We start from the raw sequence: 15,146 nt of genomic DNA, 5'->3' as shown, positions 1-15,146 counted from the left end.
TTTTCATTAAAAAATCGTCGAGAGCCATGCAGCGCCTCCGCCAGCGATCGTCAACACTGCTCCTGCCGCCAGTCCCCATTTATGCTTTGTACCAAGCCCAAGGTGCCCAATGAATCGCGGCAGGATCCAGAGGAAAGCAAGAAGCGAGAATGCACCTTGAACAGCACCCCAAATTACTAGATTCTTGGCTTGATTCAAGTAGGCATCAGCCTGATCTGAAGAGGTAAAGGCAAGCGATGCACCGTTCCGGGCGTTCCAATATGTAATGACCATAAACACAATCAAGGTGAGTAATGTCGAAAAGACGGTTGACGTAAATCTAAATACGCCGCCGCTTGTTTTCGAAGATTTGGCTTCAGGCAAACCGATCAGGAAGAATACAAGACCTACCAATACCACCCCACCAGCTATAGTACATAGAACGCCGTTCACGATACCTCCCGCCATTAAAAGCATAATAATCATACGCTGCTCCAATCGTTGTGAATGATAGACTCGCTTGGCTACGATAAGTATAAGATTAATGTACTTTATGCCATTTGTGCAAATATATCCAATCCACTCACTTTTATTCGGCGCCTATCTATTGAAAGATATTCATTCTACCGATATTGAAAGAGTACATATCTTTCATATTTCAGGAGGAATCGATCATGAAGAAAACAGTCATCTTACTATTCAGTGCGGCAATGATACTCGGGACCACCGCTGGTACAGCATTAGCCAAACCGGGAAACACGCCGCCTGGCCATTCAAGTCATGATGTCAAAGCTAACGAATCCAAAGAAACCAAAGAATCTAAAGATAAAAATAAAGATAAGGATAAACAAATCGAAGCGAATCAAGACGGGGGTATCCAGTCTTCTGATCCGGTTAAGCAAGAGGAAAAGCCTGATCAGGAGCCGGCATCCACGGAAACGGAAAATGGGGACAGCAGTACAGCCGATAAGTCGGAGCCCAAGGAGAAGGGCCATAAAGGATACAAAGGTCTGCTCAATGCTATTCAAAACGTAAAAGATAAGCCGGCTGGTACTGTTCTGGCCAATATTTTGCTTTCAGAATATGAGGCTGAGCTGACCGACGAACAGAAGAAAGAACTTGAAGCTATAGTTGAAAAGGACGACGCGCTGGAGAAGGCGGCGGATATGCTCGATAAGAACGGTAATGTAACCGACGCTGTGTATGTACAGGAAGAAGCGATTAAAGTGAATTTTAAAAACCTGGACCTGTATAAAACTTTAGGAAAGCTCAATGACAAGGCTGGTAAAAAGAATGGAGTCAAGCTATATGTTAACGGCGTTGCTGCTGACACCGAGCCTTTTGTCAAAAAAGGCAATACCTTCGTTCCTTTCCGCGCCATCGCTGAGGCACTGGATGCCGAAGTTGCATGGGATCCTCAAGATCGCACGATCATCGTCACAAAGGATGGGGTAATTATTCAACTTCTGGTGGGCAGTAAAGCTGCAAAGGTAAATGGTAAAAACGTGACCTTGGATGCGCCAGCCACCGTGACAAAGGGCAGCACCTATGTGCCGGTACGTTTTATAAGCGAGGCATTGAATGCCACCGTAAAATGGGAATCCGAAAGTAAAACGGTTGTTGTCTATGAAGAGGGACAATAACCTAAGTAACATGGCCCCTCTATTTTGCTGAGGGTGGATGTTCATTGGAAGTGTAAAGAAAGCGAAGCCGTTGACCTTGGGAGGTCAGCGGTTTTTTTTGTTTATGGATAAAAACTTATAAATTGGCATGATTTTGATAAAAGGAGGCACTCTATAGGCAACTTACTTATCTAATGCAGCGAAGGAAACACATGTCGATTATTAAACCGTCTCAAATTGCACACTCGATTTATGAGATGATGGAGAAGCGCTTCAGCGGACGGGTATTAAAGGGATCATCCTTAACTGGACCAAAGGTGAAAGGGCTGAATGGGGTGGATTTTTTCGAAAGTAAAGAATCGTTGACAGCCATCGAATGGATCTTAAGGGGAATTGTCAGCTTTATTTTTTTGCTGATTGCTGCCAAATTTCTAGGCCAACGCTCCATTTCTCAATTAAGGTTTCTCGATTTCATTCTTGCTCTAACGCTCGGCAATATTATCGCTCACCCGCTGTCCGATGAGGAGTTGGGTTTAAAAGGGTCCATGATCACGACGATCGTCCTCATTGTGCTATATATCGCAACGACATGGCTCGGGCTGAAGTGGCCGTTCTTTAAACGGTATTTGGATCCGTCGCCAATCACGCTCATCAAACAAGGCCTCATTCAGTTTGAAAACTTATCGAAAGCAAGGATCTCTATAGATTATTTATTCTCCGAGCTTAGGAAAGAAAAAGTAGAGGATGTCCAAAAAGTAGCGCTGGCATTATGGGAGCCAGGAGGAACCATATCCGTCTTTATGGACACCCCCTACCAACCGGTGACACCGGCTAACCTGAAACTAGAGACGCAGCCGTTCACGATCCTAAGACCGATCATTGTAGACGGCAAGGTCGATATGTCCCTTCTTCAGGAAATCGGAAAGGATACCGGTTGGCTGCTTACACAAATCGCGCCCATTTCGAATATTCAGGAGGTGTCGTTAGCGATCGTTGAGAACGAGACCGTACGGGTGTTTTCAAGAGCAAAAGGTTAAAGAAGCAGGTGTATATTATTAATGGAAGAGAGCCATGATAGGGGCTCTCTTTTTTATAGGTTAATTCAATGACTCCAGTTATTTTTTAACAATCATTAAAAATAATTCTTGAACACTCATTAAATAAATGGTAATATACAGCAAAAAGAAAGGGAGGACTCACGTTGGCACGCCATAAAGAATTTGATACGACGGAAGTATTGACCAAAGCGATGGAGTATTTTTGGAGACATGGTTTTGATGGATCCTCCATCAATGAGCTGGTTCAGCATGTTGGAATCAAGGCCCAAAGCCTATACAACACGTTTGGAGGGAAACGGGATTTATATTTATCGGCCCTCAAGCTTTATGTGAATCGGAGCACGGTTGTTGCCACGCTCGAACAGACTCCATCCGGAAAGCAAGCCATCATCAAGGTATTTCATGATTTATTATCCAGCCTTTCACAGCCCGATCATCGAGCGAAGGGCTGTTTCATGGTGAACACTTGCGTAGAACTAGCGTCGCATGATGCCGAAATCGCAGACTTTGTTGAGAAAGAAAGCCATCGCGTGGAAGACGCCTATCTCCTCGCATTAAGCCGCGCCAAGGAACAAGGCGATCTTGGCGACCGATACCAAGATTTGAGGGCTCTGGCGCGATATTTAAACAATGCGCAAGCCGGGCTGATCGTTACCGCAAAAACGGTTTCGGATCCGGCTGTTCTTGAAGATATTATCCGGGTGACGCTTTCGATTTTTGATTGAAAGCGAACCTCTCTTTTTTTTGAGTTTATTTTAATGATCATTCAAGAAAAATAGAGCATGAGGTGATCCTTTTGAGAAATTCACTAGGCATTTATTGGCTGGCATTCGGCGTCTTTATCATGGCAACAGCCGAAATCGTGGTTTCCGGTATCTTAGCGATGATATCCGAAGATTTGAAGGTGTCGGTTGGGATGGCAGGTCAGTTGGTGACGGTTTATGCATTGGTTATTGCTATCGGCTCTCCGGTCTTGATGGCAATTACGGCAAGGATTGAAAGAAAACGGCTCCTTATTTTATCGTTCCTAACATTTATCATTGGCAACGGCATCGGGTACTTAAGTCCTGATTTTTCGATCCTTGTGATCGCTCGTATTGTCCAAGCGGCAAGTGCGAGCGTGTTTACGGTCGTAGCCCTGACGATGGGATCCAATCTTGCGGCACCCGGCCGGCAGGGAACAGCCATCGGTACTATTCTTATGGGAGCAGGTACGGCATTAGCTGTCGGCGTTCCTTTGGGAACACTGATCGGTGGGCATTGGGGATGGCGCTTTGTCTTTGTTTTTATTATCATGCTGGGATTGCTCTCCGTAATTGGCATTGCTTATACCGTGCCGATATCAAAGCATCAGGAGTCTTTATCCTTGAAGCAGCAGCTTGGGGTACTGAGAAATCGACGCATTGTAAGCGGGCTGCTCATTACTTTGTTCTGGGTTACCGGTTATCAGATGATGTTTACGTATATCACACCCTTTCTCCAGGAAACCGCAAATCTTGATGCGACCCGGATTAGTGCCGCGTTATTTGTAAGCGGGATCTTCGCTATAGCAGGCTCAAGAATAGGAGGCTTTGGGTCCGATCGCTGGGGTATATTCCGGATGCTGATGGTGAGTTTGTTGTTTCACGCAGCGGCGCTGATCGTTTTTCCATGGGCAGCGACAACATTCATCGGGGCAATAATGATCCTCGCGATCTGGATCGGTTTTGCCACCATGACGACGCCTGTACAACAGTACTATTTGATTTCGCTTTCGCCTGAATCATCCGGGCTGGCGTTAGGGATGAATAACTCCATTTTCCAACTCGGAATGGCTGTCGGTGCCGCTACAGGAGGGTGGATCGTCCAACAAACCTCCGTAATGGATCTAGGATTCTACGGTGCGATGAGTATCATGCTCGGTGTTGGTTCGGTCTTATACTCTTTTGCTATAAAGAAACAACCCAAAACGACACGCGGCTGACACAAGAAAAATCGATCAGCCTATTTTGGGAACTTTCTTCCTTCATGTGGAGTCTGTTTGAGTAAGGGGGGAGGAGCTTGAAGGAAATGCAGCCGCAGCTTTCTGCAGAGCTGAACATATCGGATATACGGGGGCTTATGGAATCCTATGGAGAGGACGTTTGGAATTACGCTTACGTCATTACAAAGAATGCGCATACGGCGGATGATGTTGCACAGGATGTGTTTATTAAAGCCTACCAACATGCTGCCTCCTTTCGTGGGGAGGCTTCGATGAAAACCTGGCTGCTCAAAATCACACGCAACACCGCGTTGTCCTATCTAAAACGGGCGTTCTTTCGCAGAGTGGTCCTCCTTGGAGAGCGATCGCCGGAAGATGGATTGGGGAGGATGACGAGGGACTCGTCATCGCCATCTGCAGAGGAGGAGTATATGGAGCGGGAGATGGCGGATGAATTGTGGAAGCAGGTTATAAAGCTGCCCGGTAAATATCGCGACCCGCTTGTGTTGAGCGTGCATTATCAACTATCCATGGAGGAAATATCCGTTATTACAGGTCTGGCGCCAGGAACGGTAAAGTCCAGAATTTTCAGGGCTAAAAAGAAGATAGCCGCCGAATGGAAAGGAGCGAAGGATGATGAATGAATGGAGGTCGGATTGGGATCAAAAGATGGCACGGCCGCCATTTAAGGAGCGGCGGTTTACGGCAGATATGATGGAGGATGTGGAGAAACGGCTTGAGAATGTTAGGAAGAAGCGAAACCGACGTGGAAGGGTTCGGTCTGCTATCATAATCGTACCTGTGATGCTGCTTGTCTTCGGTGCCGGGAGCATTTGGATCGGTGACCAGACAGCTCATTCTCCTAAGCAGGTAACCCCAAGTCTCGCCATCCAAGGGGGAGGAGCGTTTCAATCCAGCTTCGAGCCCGGTGCAGGTGGCGATTACGATTGGTGGAGCTCTTCAGATCATGAGACGAAGCAAGGCAATGATCGCACGATCGTAACGCTGGGGATCGCATTCATGAAACGGGAGCTTGGAGTCTGGGGAGGCCCGACGCCGGACATCTGGGAGCATCCGGAGGTCAAAGCTCCGCTTGAACGCTATGATGTATCGAGTCCATGGGTATATGAAATGTACGTGGATCAGATTCGTACGGATGAGATGCAAACCGTATATCAGCTGCGTCTGCGCCTGAGGGATTCGATTCCGATGGTCTATGAGGAAATGATCGACGTTACCATTCAAAACGAGACACACCGAATCTCGCTGATTGAGCATAGAAATAAGGATGAAACGGGGATACCGTTGGAGGAATACGAGCCACAAAGCTAAAGGGATAAAAAATGGTTCAGTATTCTGCAAATAACTGCAGTGCTTATGTTCGTGCATACGTCCTGCCAAACGATAAAAAACCGGAGCGGATGCTCCGGTTCTTTGGATGGTGAATGCACTGGTTAAAGCGGACGGATGGCATCCCCTATAACCTCTCGACACTAGATCAGTTGACGAAGCTGATTTACGTAAAAGGCCAGTTCGCTCTCAGACTCGAGATCACGCATTAAAGCCCGGAGCAGGAACAATCGCGGCTGCTCCTGCACGGCTTCATCGCGCAGCATGGCCGCGACCTCCGTCAATTCTTGTTTTCTCTGGTTAGGCACGGCGATGTCCGGGATCAACGAGGCGATCATTTCAATCAGCGCATCTCTTCTCGATCCGCGCGAAGCAAACAACGACCGGAGCTCCATGCCCGAATACTCGGTCATGAGCTCATCCGTGAGCAGGGAAGGGGAGGATCGCTGGTTCAGCCCATGCACCAGATCGTCCATTCGTTCCGCAATGAACAAAGCAAGCGCCTGCTTGTCCATCGGCTTGTATCCGAATAACAGATGGAAGGTATATTCGCGGATGAATCCGTTAAATATGGCGGTGGCGTCCCACTTCCAAGGCTCAATCGCCGATCCGTATTGGCGGCGGAGAATATCCTGATAATACAGGAACATGCTTCTGCGAATGCGGCTTAATACGTCCTCGATGATTTCGCTGCCGAGCGGGGCAAGCTCGTTGTGATCCCTGGATATGTAGTAACCGTGCTCCACGTAAAAATCGAACTGATACGCAATTTCGGCCAAAAAGGTATCTCTTTTGGACAATTGCTTTTTCCTGATTCGGTCCACCTCGTCGACCATAACCTGCTGCCGCCGCTCCAAAATGCTGACATACAACTCTTCTTTCGAGGAAAAATGCTTGTACAGCGAGCCCTTGGCAATGCTGCAGTCATCTGCGATATCCTGGATGGATGTCGCCTGGTAGCCCTTCTCCGCGAAGAGCCGGACCGCCGATTGAAGAATTTTCTCCTTAATCATGCTCATCCTGCCGCCTCCTTCAATGACATAAAACATCAATATATATTCGATAATCGCCCAAGGATTCGGGTTCGTGGGCCTAAAGGTTGCATGTATGGAACACCCGGGCGTAGTATACGAATTTCATTGTACCAGTCCTGGCGCAATAAATACATGACACCCTGATAAGATCCGAAGGATAACAATATGGACCGGCATGTGCACCCGAGCGTAAAGGAATGATGGGCTGCACATAATGTTATTTTAACACGATGAATGACGACACCATGAGACGGCCAATCTGGCGGCTTATCCCTTGTAACCAAGTCTTATTATGACGATGGAAACCTGAATGAGGCAGCATATTGTGGCAACGGATGCCTGCCTGATGCAGGCACATCGTGACGTGCTTAGCGTGAAACTTCAACTCGCGCCCGGACTGGAGACCTCAGCGGCGACAGGCTGCGGCTTCCGGATGAAGAAGCTGAGCGCAAGCCCCGCACATGCAATACATGCGGCAGCGAAGAAGGTATCGCAAAACGGAGTCAGGCTTGCCTCCAGCACATTCCCGTTCGTTCCGGAAAGGGTCAGGTTAGCCTTCATGCGGGAGGCTAGGAAGCCGGTAAAGCCCGATATGGCAAACGAGGCGATGACCTGCTGCGATGCGCTGGTGAGTGGAGTGACCCTGCTGACCAAATGCCGAGGTGTTGCATTTAATACATAGGTATTTAACGACATCATGGACAAGCCCATCCCCGAGCCCTGCATAAACAAAACGACTAGAATAAAGAGCAGCGGCGTGTCCGTTCGGAGAAAGGTCATCGCAAACAATCCGCTCGTCATCAAGGCCATGCCGGCAATGAGAGGCGGACGGGCACCGACTTTATCGAAGATTCTGCCCGCTAACGGCATGAATATCATAGAGCCGATGGCCTGCGGCAGCAAGATAAGACCCGTCGTGAACGGTGAGTATCCCTTGATTTGCTGAAGCAGAAGCGGAAAGAGCAGCACCGTTCCATACATCGCGGCCTGCATGAACCAGGATGTGATAATCCCGCGTCTGAAATCAGACGATCGAAAAACTCTCAGCTCCAGCAGCGGTTCGGCTTTCCTCCAGCAAGAAAGAATAAACACAAGAAGCACTGCGCCTCCGATGATGAGACCGGATAACGTTCGGGCAGAACTCCAGCTCACCCCGCCTTCGCCAACGCCGAACGTGATCAATGCAAAAGCCAACGGCCCGAGGATTAACCCCGTCTTATCCAGCGTCGGCGCCTTCTGTTTCGGAAAGACAGGCAAATATTTCTTCCCGATTACGAGGCCCAGAAGACCGATCGGCAGATTGATCAGAAAGATCCATTGCCAGCTTACGTATTCCACCATCCAACCGGACAGCACCGGACCGAGAGCGGGAGCCAGCAGCAGCGGAATGCCAAGCATCCCGATAATGGAGCCTCGTTTCTCGGGCGGGGCAATACGGTAGACCATGGCCATGCCGATCGGGGAAACCATCCCCCCGCCCAGGCCCTGCAGGATCCGAAAGAGGATCACCTGCTGAGGCGTTTGAGCGAAGGCGCATAAGACCGATCCGAGGGTAAACAAACCTATAGAGATCAGAAATACACGTTTCGGACTGAATTTATCCGACATCCAGCCTGCTAAAGGAATGACTGCCGACAAGGATAAGGTATAGGCGGTAATCGACCATTGGATGAGATGAAGCGAGCTGTCGAAATAGTTCACCAATGTAGGGATGGCGACGTTAACAACCGTACTGTCCAGAAGAACCATGAAGGTTCCGATCACAACCGCGACCAGCGAAGCTATGATTTTGTTCATGGGCAGCGGTCCTTGCTCTTGAGGGATATGAGCTGATGTTGGATTTGACATGAGCGTGCACCTGCTTTCTAAGTAGTATAAAGATTTAAAAGGGCGAATAACACTTCCAGCTGCCAAAAATAAGAAGTTGATTCGCTTTTGTGACCAATAAGTTTTATTAAAAACTAACTGGTCACAACTAGGGAATATCATATCGACGGAATGACTGCGTGTCAAGAGAAAGGAAGGCAAACGATCGTCTTGACTTCGCTGGGACATTCCGGTAAGATTGGGAGTAACTTTACTAAGGGGAATGTTTTATGTCTGCGAGTGTTCTTAACTAATCAAATTCCATACAAGGACTTTGGCTTGTATTTATCCGCTTTACGCTACCCGTATGTCCATTCCGGGGCGTTATTTGCTGGCGGACCGAAGTCGCGGAATTAGTTAAGAACAACGGATATAACCAACCTTAGGGATACCTTTTTCTAGGCGTATGCGTCCGTACTCTTCGTACGGATTTTTTTATTTTTTGACGCGCTTAGTGAGGGTTATACGAGGACAGGGGTGAACGTATGTTCACTTCTGTCCTTTTTGCTTTTTACCACTAGAAGGGGTGATAGGACATGAATCCATACGTAGCACAAGCAAGTCAGCACATCCGACTGCAGGAAGGACCGATGGCTATTGAACGATTCCTGATCGAATGCTATTTGAATCCGGGGATATCAACGAAAGGGCTGGCGCGCGCAGCCTTGCTTCCGACGCCGGTTGCCGCCGCCATCAAGAAGGAGCTGATTCGGGCAGGGGCGCTTGTTCAGGATCGCGGCGTCCGGTGCACATTCGAAGGCCGTCAATCGGTTGAACGCGAATGGGGATACGCGGGGCTAGAGCGCGATTGCCATCAGTCGATGCTTCTCGGACGGGAGGATACGGACGACTGGAGGGAGATCCTATCGGTTTTGCAGCAAATCTTCTCTTCGCGGCCGCAAGTCAACGTTCAGATCGACCAATCTTCCTGCACCCCCGAAACCAGCTTGCGCAGGGCTGTGCTTGGCTTGCAGTATCACACCCTGATCGGTAAGCAAATCCTGTGCGTAGGTGATGATGATTTGGTGAGCATTTCGATCGGGCTGCTGCTGCAAAAGCTGTTTCCATCCGGTGATCACACGGCAACAAGCGTGCACGTCGTTGATATTGACGAACGCTTCATCGGCTTTATCGAGAGTATCGCAACTGAACGAAAGCTGCCCATTGTGTGCCATCTTCATGATGTCAGAGAGCCGCTGCCCCGGGAACTGCATGGTCAATTTGACTGCTTTTATACCGATCCGCCCTACACGCTGCCAGGGATGAATTTGTTCGTCTCACGGGGAATCCGTGCCCTGAAGATGGTCCAAGGACTGCCGGTTTTTCTCTCGTTCGCCCACAAATCTCCGGAGGTTATGCTGGCCATGCAGCGCGAGTTCGTTCGAATGGGCTTAACCATCAACGCCAATTATCCCAGCTTCAATGCTTACGAGGGAGCGGAGCTGATCGGAAACCGGAGCCAAATGTTTGTGCTTCGCACGACCGATCATATGTCGGCAGAATTTGCAGGCCGATATCCGGATGCCATCTACACGGGTGAGATCAAGCGAACCGTTCGCACATACAGCTGCACGCAATGCAAGCAGCAAGTAACGGTTGGAGCGAATCAGCAAGTCGCAACCATCGAGAAGCTGAAGAACGCCGGCTGCCCCCGCTGCAGTAACGACGACTTCGAATTGATCGAGAGAAGATCTTGTTAATCGTTCATACAATTTAGTGGAAAAAGCGCATGACGAGACGTTCTTTCGCGTGATGAAGGTGGGCGGCTCTCGTCCAGCAGAATAGGGAGCTTTAGCAAAATAAATCCTAAAGTCCATGAACGTTAAAGCTGCATCAAGTCTTTCGCAAAAAAAAAGGGAGCGCCGCATTAGGCGGCGCTCCCTGCACATTAGTCCGTTACGGCTCCTCTGGAGGCGGAGGATACCAGCTTGGCATATTTGCGGAGGACTCCGCTGGAATGCTTTAATGGTAACGGCGTCCATTGCTTGGCTCTTGCTTCAAGCTCCTCAGAGGTTACCTGCATATTGATTTCCTGTGTTTCGCTGTCGATGGTGATGATGTCCCCCTCGCGCAAGAGGGCGATCGGTCCGCCAACCTGTGCTTCAGGCGCCACATGTCCGACCACGAAGCCATGCGATCCCCCGGAGAATCGACCGTCCGTTAAGAGGGCGACCTCGCCGCCAAGCCCTTTGCCGACAATCATCGCCGTGACAGACAGCATTTCAGGCATTCCCGGCCCGCCTTTTGGACCGCAGTAGCGGATAACCACCACATCCCCTTTGTGTATGCGGTCGTTCAGAATGGCTTCCGTAGCTTCTTCTTCACTGTCAAACACGCGTGCAGGACCGGTGAATGTAAGCTTGGCGAGTCCGGACATTTTGGCCACGGCGCCTTCCGGCGCCAAATTGCCTTTCAGCAGTACGAGCGGTCCGGTAGGCTTCAGCGGCCGGTCAAACGGCCGGATCACATCCTGGCCGCTCGTAAGCGGCTGAACCTCTGCCAAGTTTTCGGCGAGTGTTCGCCCCGTGACGGTCAAGCAATCCCCATGCAGAAGACCGTGCTCCAGCAGCAATTTCATCACGGCAGGAACGCCTCCGACATTGCTCAAATCCTGCATCATATATTGACCGCTCGGCTTAAGGTCCGCAAGATGCGGAACTTTTTTGCGTATACGCTCAAAGTCGTCGATGGTCAGGTCGACCTCAACCGAATGGGCGATAGCCAATAAATGCAAGAATGCATTGGTTGAGCCTCCCAAGGCCATAACAACCGTAATCGCATTTTCGAAGGCTTTTTTCGTCATAATGTCCCGGGGATAGATCCCCATTTCCAGCAGCTTAACGACCGTTTCTCCAGCCTTGACGCATTCATCGGCTTTATGGCTTGCTATGGCTGCCGTGGAGGATGAACCGGGCAGACTCATACCGAGTGCCTCGGCCGCTGCGGCCATGGTATTAGCAGTATACATGCCGCCGCAGGCGCCGGCACCCGGACATACGTGGCACTCGATCTGATGGAGCTCCTCCGGGGTCATTTTCCCGTCATGATATTGTCCGACCGCTTCAAAGGCGGTCACGATATTGACGTCGCGTCCATTGAGCGATCCGGGCTGAATGGTGCCTCCATAGACGTAGACTGCGGGGAGATTCATGCGTCCGATGGCCATGAGACAAGCCGGCGTGTTCTTGTCACAGCCGCCGATGGCAACGAGACCGTCGAAACGTTCGGCGTTCACCACGGTTTCGATGGAATCGGCAATGATTTCCCGGCTTGGCAGGGAGAAGAGCATCCCTTCATGTCCCATCGAAATGCCGTCAGACACGGTAATGGTATTGAAAATTAGGGGAGCTCCGCCGCCGGTCTGGACGCCTTTCTTGGCTTCCTTGGCCAGTGCGTCGATATGGATATTGCATGGCGTGACCTCGCTCCAAGTGCTTGCCACCCCGATCATCGGTTTCTTGAAATCCTCATCGTTGAATCCTACCGCCCGGAGCATGGCCCGGTTCGGGACCCGGTTCACGCCTTCGCTGATGACCTTGCTGCGAATGCGCAAATCTCGCTGATTGGCATGCGTCATTGTTACATCTCACCTTCCTTGGTATTTTGGATGAAAGCATACAGTTCCTTCATCGGTCGAATCAGATTCTGCTTCATCACCGAAGAGGCCAGCGCTCTATCCTTGTTCTCAAGCGCCTGAATTATGCGGGCATGCTCCTCGACCGAGGCGGACGTTGCGGATACCGGCTGGGCCAGGAAAACATATTTGAACCTCCGGATGTGGATTTGAAGGGAGGCGCTGAAGGAGGCCACATAGGAGTTATCCGAGGTTTGGAAGCGGCAATAACGAAAACGTATGTTCCTCTCGATGGACTTGTGATATGATTTTCTAAATGAATAGGGAGGATATACGTATGAATGTTGAAGGATTTGTTGCTGAACTTACCTCATGGTTCCGCACCCATGCTCATCCGGATAAGGCCGTTGCAATGTCCGCCTATATGAAGAATCGGTACGCATTCTTAGGTATCCAGACGCCGGAGCGGAACGCTCTATTGAAGACCTTTCTTCAAGCGCATGGAAGACCGGGAAACGAACAACAGCTGGAACAGATTGTAAAGCTGCTGTGGGCACAGCCCGAGCGAGAATTTCAAAATGTGGCGATGACATTGTTGGATGCCCGCGGGAAGCGGACCGAAGAGTCACGAATCAAGCTTCTGGAATCGTTGATCATTGATAAGTCCTGGTGGGATACGGTAGATTTTCTTGCCGGAAACTTGTCCGGAAGCTATCTGACCCATTACCCGGAGCAGATCGAGGGTTACCCGGATCGGTGGATCCGGTCGGACAATCTCTGGCTTCGCCGTTCAGCAATTCTCTTCCAGCTTCATTACAAGGACCGGACCGACAAGGAGCGGTTATTTCAGTATATCCGCATATGTTGTCACGAAAAGGAGTTTTTTATCGCCAAAGCGATCGGATGGGCGCTTCGCCAATACGCGAAAGTAAATCCTGACGACGTGCTTGCGTTCGCAGCAAATGAATTCCTTCAGCCGCTCAGCAGACGCGAAGCGTTGAAACTGCTGACGGCAAGGACCTGAAGCAGCAGAGTCCATTAGTAATCGTATCCCTGCACGAATCGTCGATGCAAACTCTTCTCATCTCGGAAGAAGTCTTATTCCATAAGAAAAAGAGCAGCTCATTACCGATTCGAGCTGCTCGATTCCTTTAGGGTGACTCGATGGTTTAACCCCCCGCGTTTACCGTCTCAATCCCGGCATGAAACGCTTCCGAATCACCGTTTTCCAAGCCGAATAACGCCTCCTGCAACGCGAAAGTGCCCTGGTAAAAGAGAACGCGGTCCATAAGCTGATGAACCTCCGGATATACGTCGAGCACAAGCTTGAAAAAGGACTCTCCATATGATGCGCGCAGCGCCGCATAATCAACGGCCGGGTCGCCGATACCGGCTTCATCAAAATCCAATATGCCGCAAATTCGCATTTCATCCGGATCATACAGTAGGTTTGAAGTGCCAAAATCGCCGTGAATCAAAGCCGGAGCGATTGGCGAATCGGACTTCGCATGAAGAAACTTCCCGAAATGCCGATCCGTCCATTGTCTCGCTTCTGGCTTCAAATAAGGGTACAGCTTGGTTTGGATTCGCTCGTATAAGTCCGCCCATTCGGCATATGGATCAAACGTTCGAAGCTCCCCTTTATAAAGGCCGTCAAGGTTCATGTTATGAAGGTGGCGCAAGAAACCCGCCAATTGCCCGGCCAGCCGCCGGCGTACGGCGTCATCCCCGATCTGCTGCAGTCGTTCCGCTTCCAAAGGTTCCCCGTTCAGCTTCCGATAACTGATGAAGGGCCGGTAAATGGCTTCATCGTCCAAGCAGCATAACACGGGCTGCGGTACATCCAGCGGGAGGCGATCGGCAATGAAGCTCAAAAGGTCGGCTTCATGCTTCAAACGGGTTGTTCCTTCTTTATACTTGGGGAAACGGAAGATAAGCTCCGAGTTGACGAGCTTGAGGACATTGTTTTGTCCGGAACCGATGGGCTCCACCGAATGAATCTCCAGTTCAGGACAAGCACGGCGGATGGATGCCAGCGCTAGGTCTAGCTCCATTCTTACAAGGTCCAGCCCGGGCGCAAAGCCGTCCGGAATCGTTCCAAGCTCGGTAAACCCAAACCGCTCAAAGAAGCCTCGACTATGGGGAGATGTCTCAATCTTTACGATGGAAAAATGCGGTTCAGCGCTGATGCGGCGCAGCCGTTCCGTAAGAAGCTTTGTCCCGACTCCCGAGCGGTGCAGACTCCGATCCACCATGCCCCAGCAAAGTACAGCAATGCTTTCATCATCTCTGCCTGTCGCATATCCACCGCAGGCAATGACGGAACCCCGCTCATTCTCCAAGACAAAGTATGGCCCTGGAAGTTTCTCTAAGAACAATGCATAGTCTTGTCGTTCCTCAGCCGCAAAGTACTTGGGCACGTTACTGTCAAATACGGCTAAGCAGGCCTCGTGGTCTTGGTTCTTAAAGGGGCGCAAGCGATACGAGGACAATGTATTATCCATGAAATGATCACCTCTCTATAAAACTCTTCCTAATTATACCAAAGCCTTACAAGCAGGTAACGGAGAATTTCAATCTTAGCCCAGAGCGTGAGCTCGATCGGGAACGGATCAAAAATATATATGATTTTCAAACCAATCCTCAGGGTACCCTTGATCCCGTGCTTCATTTATCATCATAAGGGACGGGCGTTGGATA

The 15,146-nt window shown here is 50.0% G+C and carries 14 protein-coding genes; 8 read left to right on the top strand and 6 right to left on the bottom strand.

Going from position 1 to position 15,146, the window contains the following annotated elements; translation table 11 throughout:
* Positions 1–6: 6 nt before the first annotated feature.
* Complete coding sequence (locus NST44_RS22280; RefSeq protein WP_144878533.1) at positions 7–465, bottom strand: hypothetical protein; 459 nt, start codon at positions 463–465, stop codon at positions 7–9.
* Between the two features lie 188 nt (positions 466–653).
* Here NST44_RS22280 and NST44_RS22275 point away from each other — a divergent pair, with 188 nt between their 5' ends.
* The 6 genes from NST44_RS22275 (at position 654) to NST44_RS22250 (ending at position 5,954) form a co-directional block, all read left to right on the top strand.
* Positions 654–1,622 carry a copper amine oxidase N-terminal domain-containing protein gene (locus NST44_RS22275; protein WP_210094921.1) on the top strand — a complete coding sequence of 323 codons (969 nt, stop codon included), beginning with the start codon at positions 654–656 and terminating at the stop codon, positions 1,620–1,622.
* A gap of 314 nt (positions 1,623–1,936) precedes the next feature.
* Positions 1,937–2,638, top strand: a complete 702-nt coding sequence (locus NST44_RS22270; RefSeq protein WP_144878555.1) for a DUF421 domain-containing protein — start codon at positions 1,937–1,939, stop codon at positions 2,636–2,638.
* A gap of 164 nt (positions 2,639–2,802) precedes the next feature.
* Positions 2,803–3,384: a TetR/AcrR family transcriptional regulator gene (locus NST44_RS22265; protein ID WP_210094922.1), complete on the top strand. Its 582-nt coding sequence runs from the start codon at positions 2,803–2,805 to the stop codon at positions 3,382–3,384.
* 71 nt (positions 3,385–3,455) lie between these two features.
* The gene (locus tag NST44_RS22260) at positions 3,456–4,622 is read left to right on the top strand and encodes an MFS transporter (protein ID WP_210094923.1); all 1,167 of its coding nucleotides are present in this window, start codon (positions 3,456–3,458) and stop codon (positions 4,620–4,622) included.
* Between the two features lie 77 nt (positions 4,623–4,699).
* Positions 4,700–5,266 (top strand): RNA polymerase sigma factor, encoded by a 567-nt coding sequence (locus tag NST44_RS22255; RefSeq protein WP_210094924.1) that lies wholly within the window; start codon positions 4,700–4,702, stop codon positions 5,264–5,266.
* Positions 5,256–5,954, top strand: coding sequence for a hypothetical protein (locus tag NST44_RS22250; RefSeq protein WP_210094925.1), 699 nt, complete (start codon positions 5,256–5,258; stop codon positions 5,952–5,954). Before NST44_RS22255 ends, NST44_RS22250 begins: the two co-directional genes overlap by 11 nt.
* Positions 5,955–6,115: 161 nt before the next feature.
* Here the strand turns inward: NST44_RS22250 and NST44_RS22245 are convergent, their stop codons facing one another.
* Positions 6,116–6,991, bottom strand: a complete 876-nt coding sequence (locus NST44_RS22245) for a TetR/AcrR family transcriptional regulator (RefSeq protein ID WP_028405710.1) — start codon at positions 6,989–6,991, stop codon at positions 6,116–6,118.
* A 396-nt stretch (positions 6,992–7,387) separates the two neighbouring features.
* The gene (locus tag NST44_RS22240) at positions 7,388–8,854 is read right to left on the bottom strand and encodes an MDR family MFS transporter (protein WP_210094926.1); all 1,467 of its coding nucleotides are present in this window, start codon (positions 8,852–8,854) and stop codon (positions 7,388–7,390) included.
* A 554-nt stretch (positions 8,855–9,408) separates the two neighbouring features.
* Here NST44_RS22240 and NST44_RS22235 point away from each other — a divergent pair.
* Positions 9,409–10,572 carry a bis-aminopropyl spermidine synthase family protein gene (locus NST44_RS22235; RefSeq protein WP_144878539.1) on the top strand — a complete coding sequence of 388 codons (1,164 nt, stop codon included), beginning with the start codon at positions 9,409–9,411 and terminating at the stop codon, positions 10,570–10,572.
* A gap of 188 nt (positions 10,573–10,760) precedes the next feature.
* On the opposite strand, the gene ilvD is transcribed toward NST44_RS22235, so the two are convergent.
* Positions 10,761–12,449, bottom strand: a complete 1,689-nt coding sequence (gene ilvD, locus NST44_RS22230) for a dihydroxy-acid dehydratase (RefSeq protein ID WP_210094927.1) — start codon at positions 12,447–12,449, stop codon at positions 10,761–10,763.
* A 2-nt stretch (positions 12,450–12,451) separates the two neighbouring features.
* Complete coding sequence (locus NST44_RS22225; protein WP_280516313.1) at positions 12,452–12,739, bottom strand: FCD domain-containing protein; 288 nt, start codon at positions 12,737–12,739, stop codon at positions 12,452–12,454.
* A gap of 44 nt (positions 12,740–12,783) precedes the next feature.
* On the opposite strand from NST44_RS22225, the gene NST44_RS22220 reads away from it, so the two are divergent.
* Positions 12,784–13,470: a DNA alkylation repair protein gene (locus NST44_RS22220; protein ID WP_210094928.1), complete on the top strand. Its 687-nt coding sequence runs from the start codon at positions 12,784–12,786 to the stop codon at positions 13,468–13,470.
* 145 nt (positions 13,471–13,615) lie between these two features.
* Here the strand turns inward: NST44_RS22220 and NST44_RS22215 are convergent, their stop codons facing one another.
* Positions 13,616–14,950, bottom strand: a complete 1,335-nt coding sequence (locus NST44_RS22215) for a GNAT family N-acetyltransferase (RefSeq protein ID WP_210094929.1) — start codon at positions 14,948–14,950, stop codon at positions 13,616–13,618.
* Positions 14,951–15,146: the final 196 nt, after the last annotated feature.

The sequence above is a fragment of the Paenibacillus sp. FSL W8-0919 genome (assembly GCF_038003785.1).
In the GTDB taxonomy this organism is placed as follows: Bacteria; Bacillota; Bacilli; order Paenibacillales; family Paenibacillaceae; genus Paenibacillus_AQ; species Paenibacillus_AQ lactis.
Note: the sequence above shows the minus strand (reverse complement) of the source record. Positions and strands in the feature narration are given on the sequence as shown.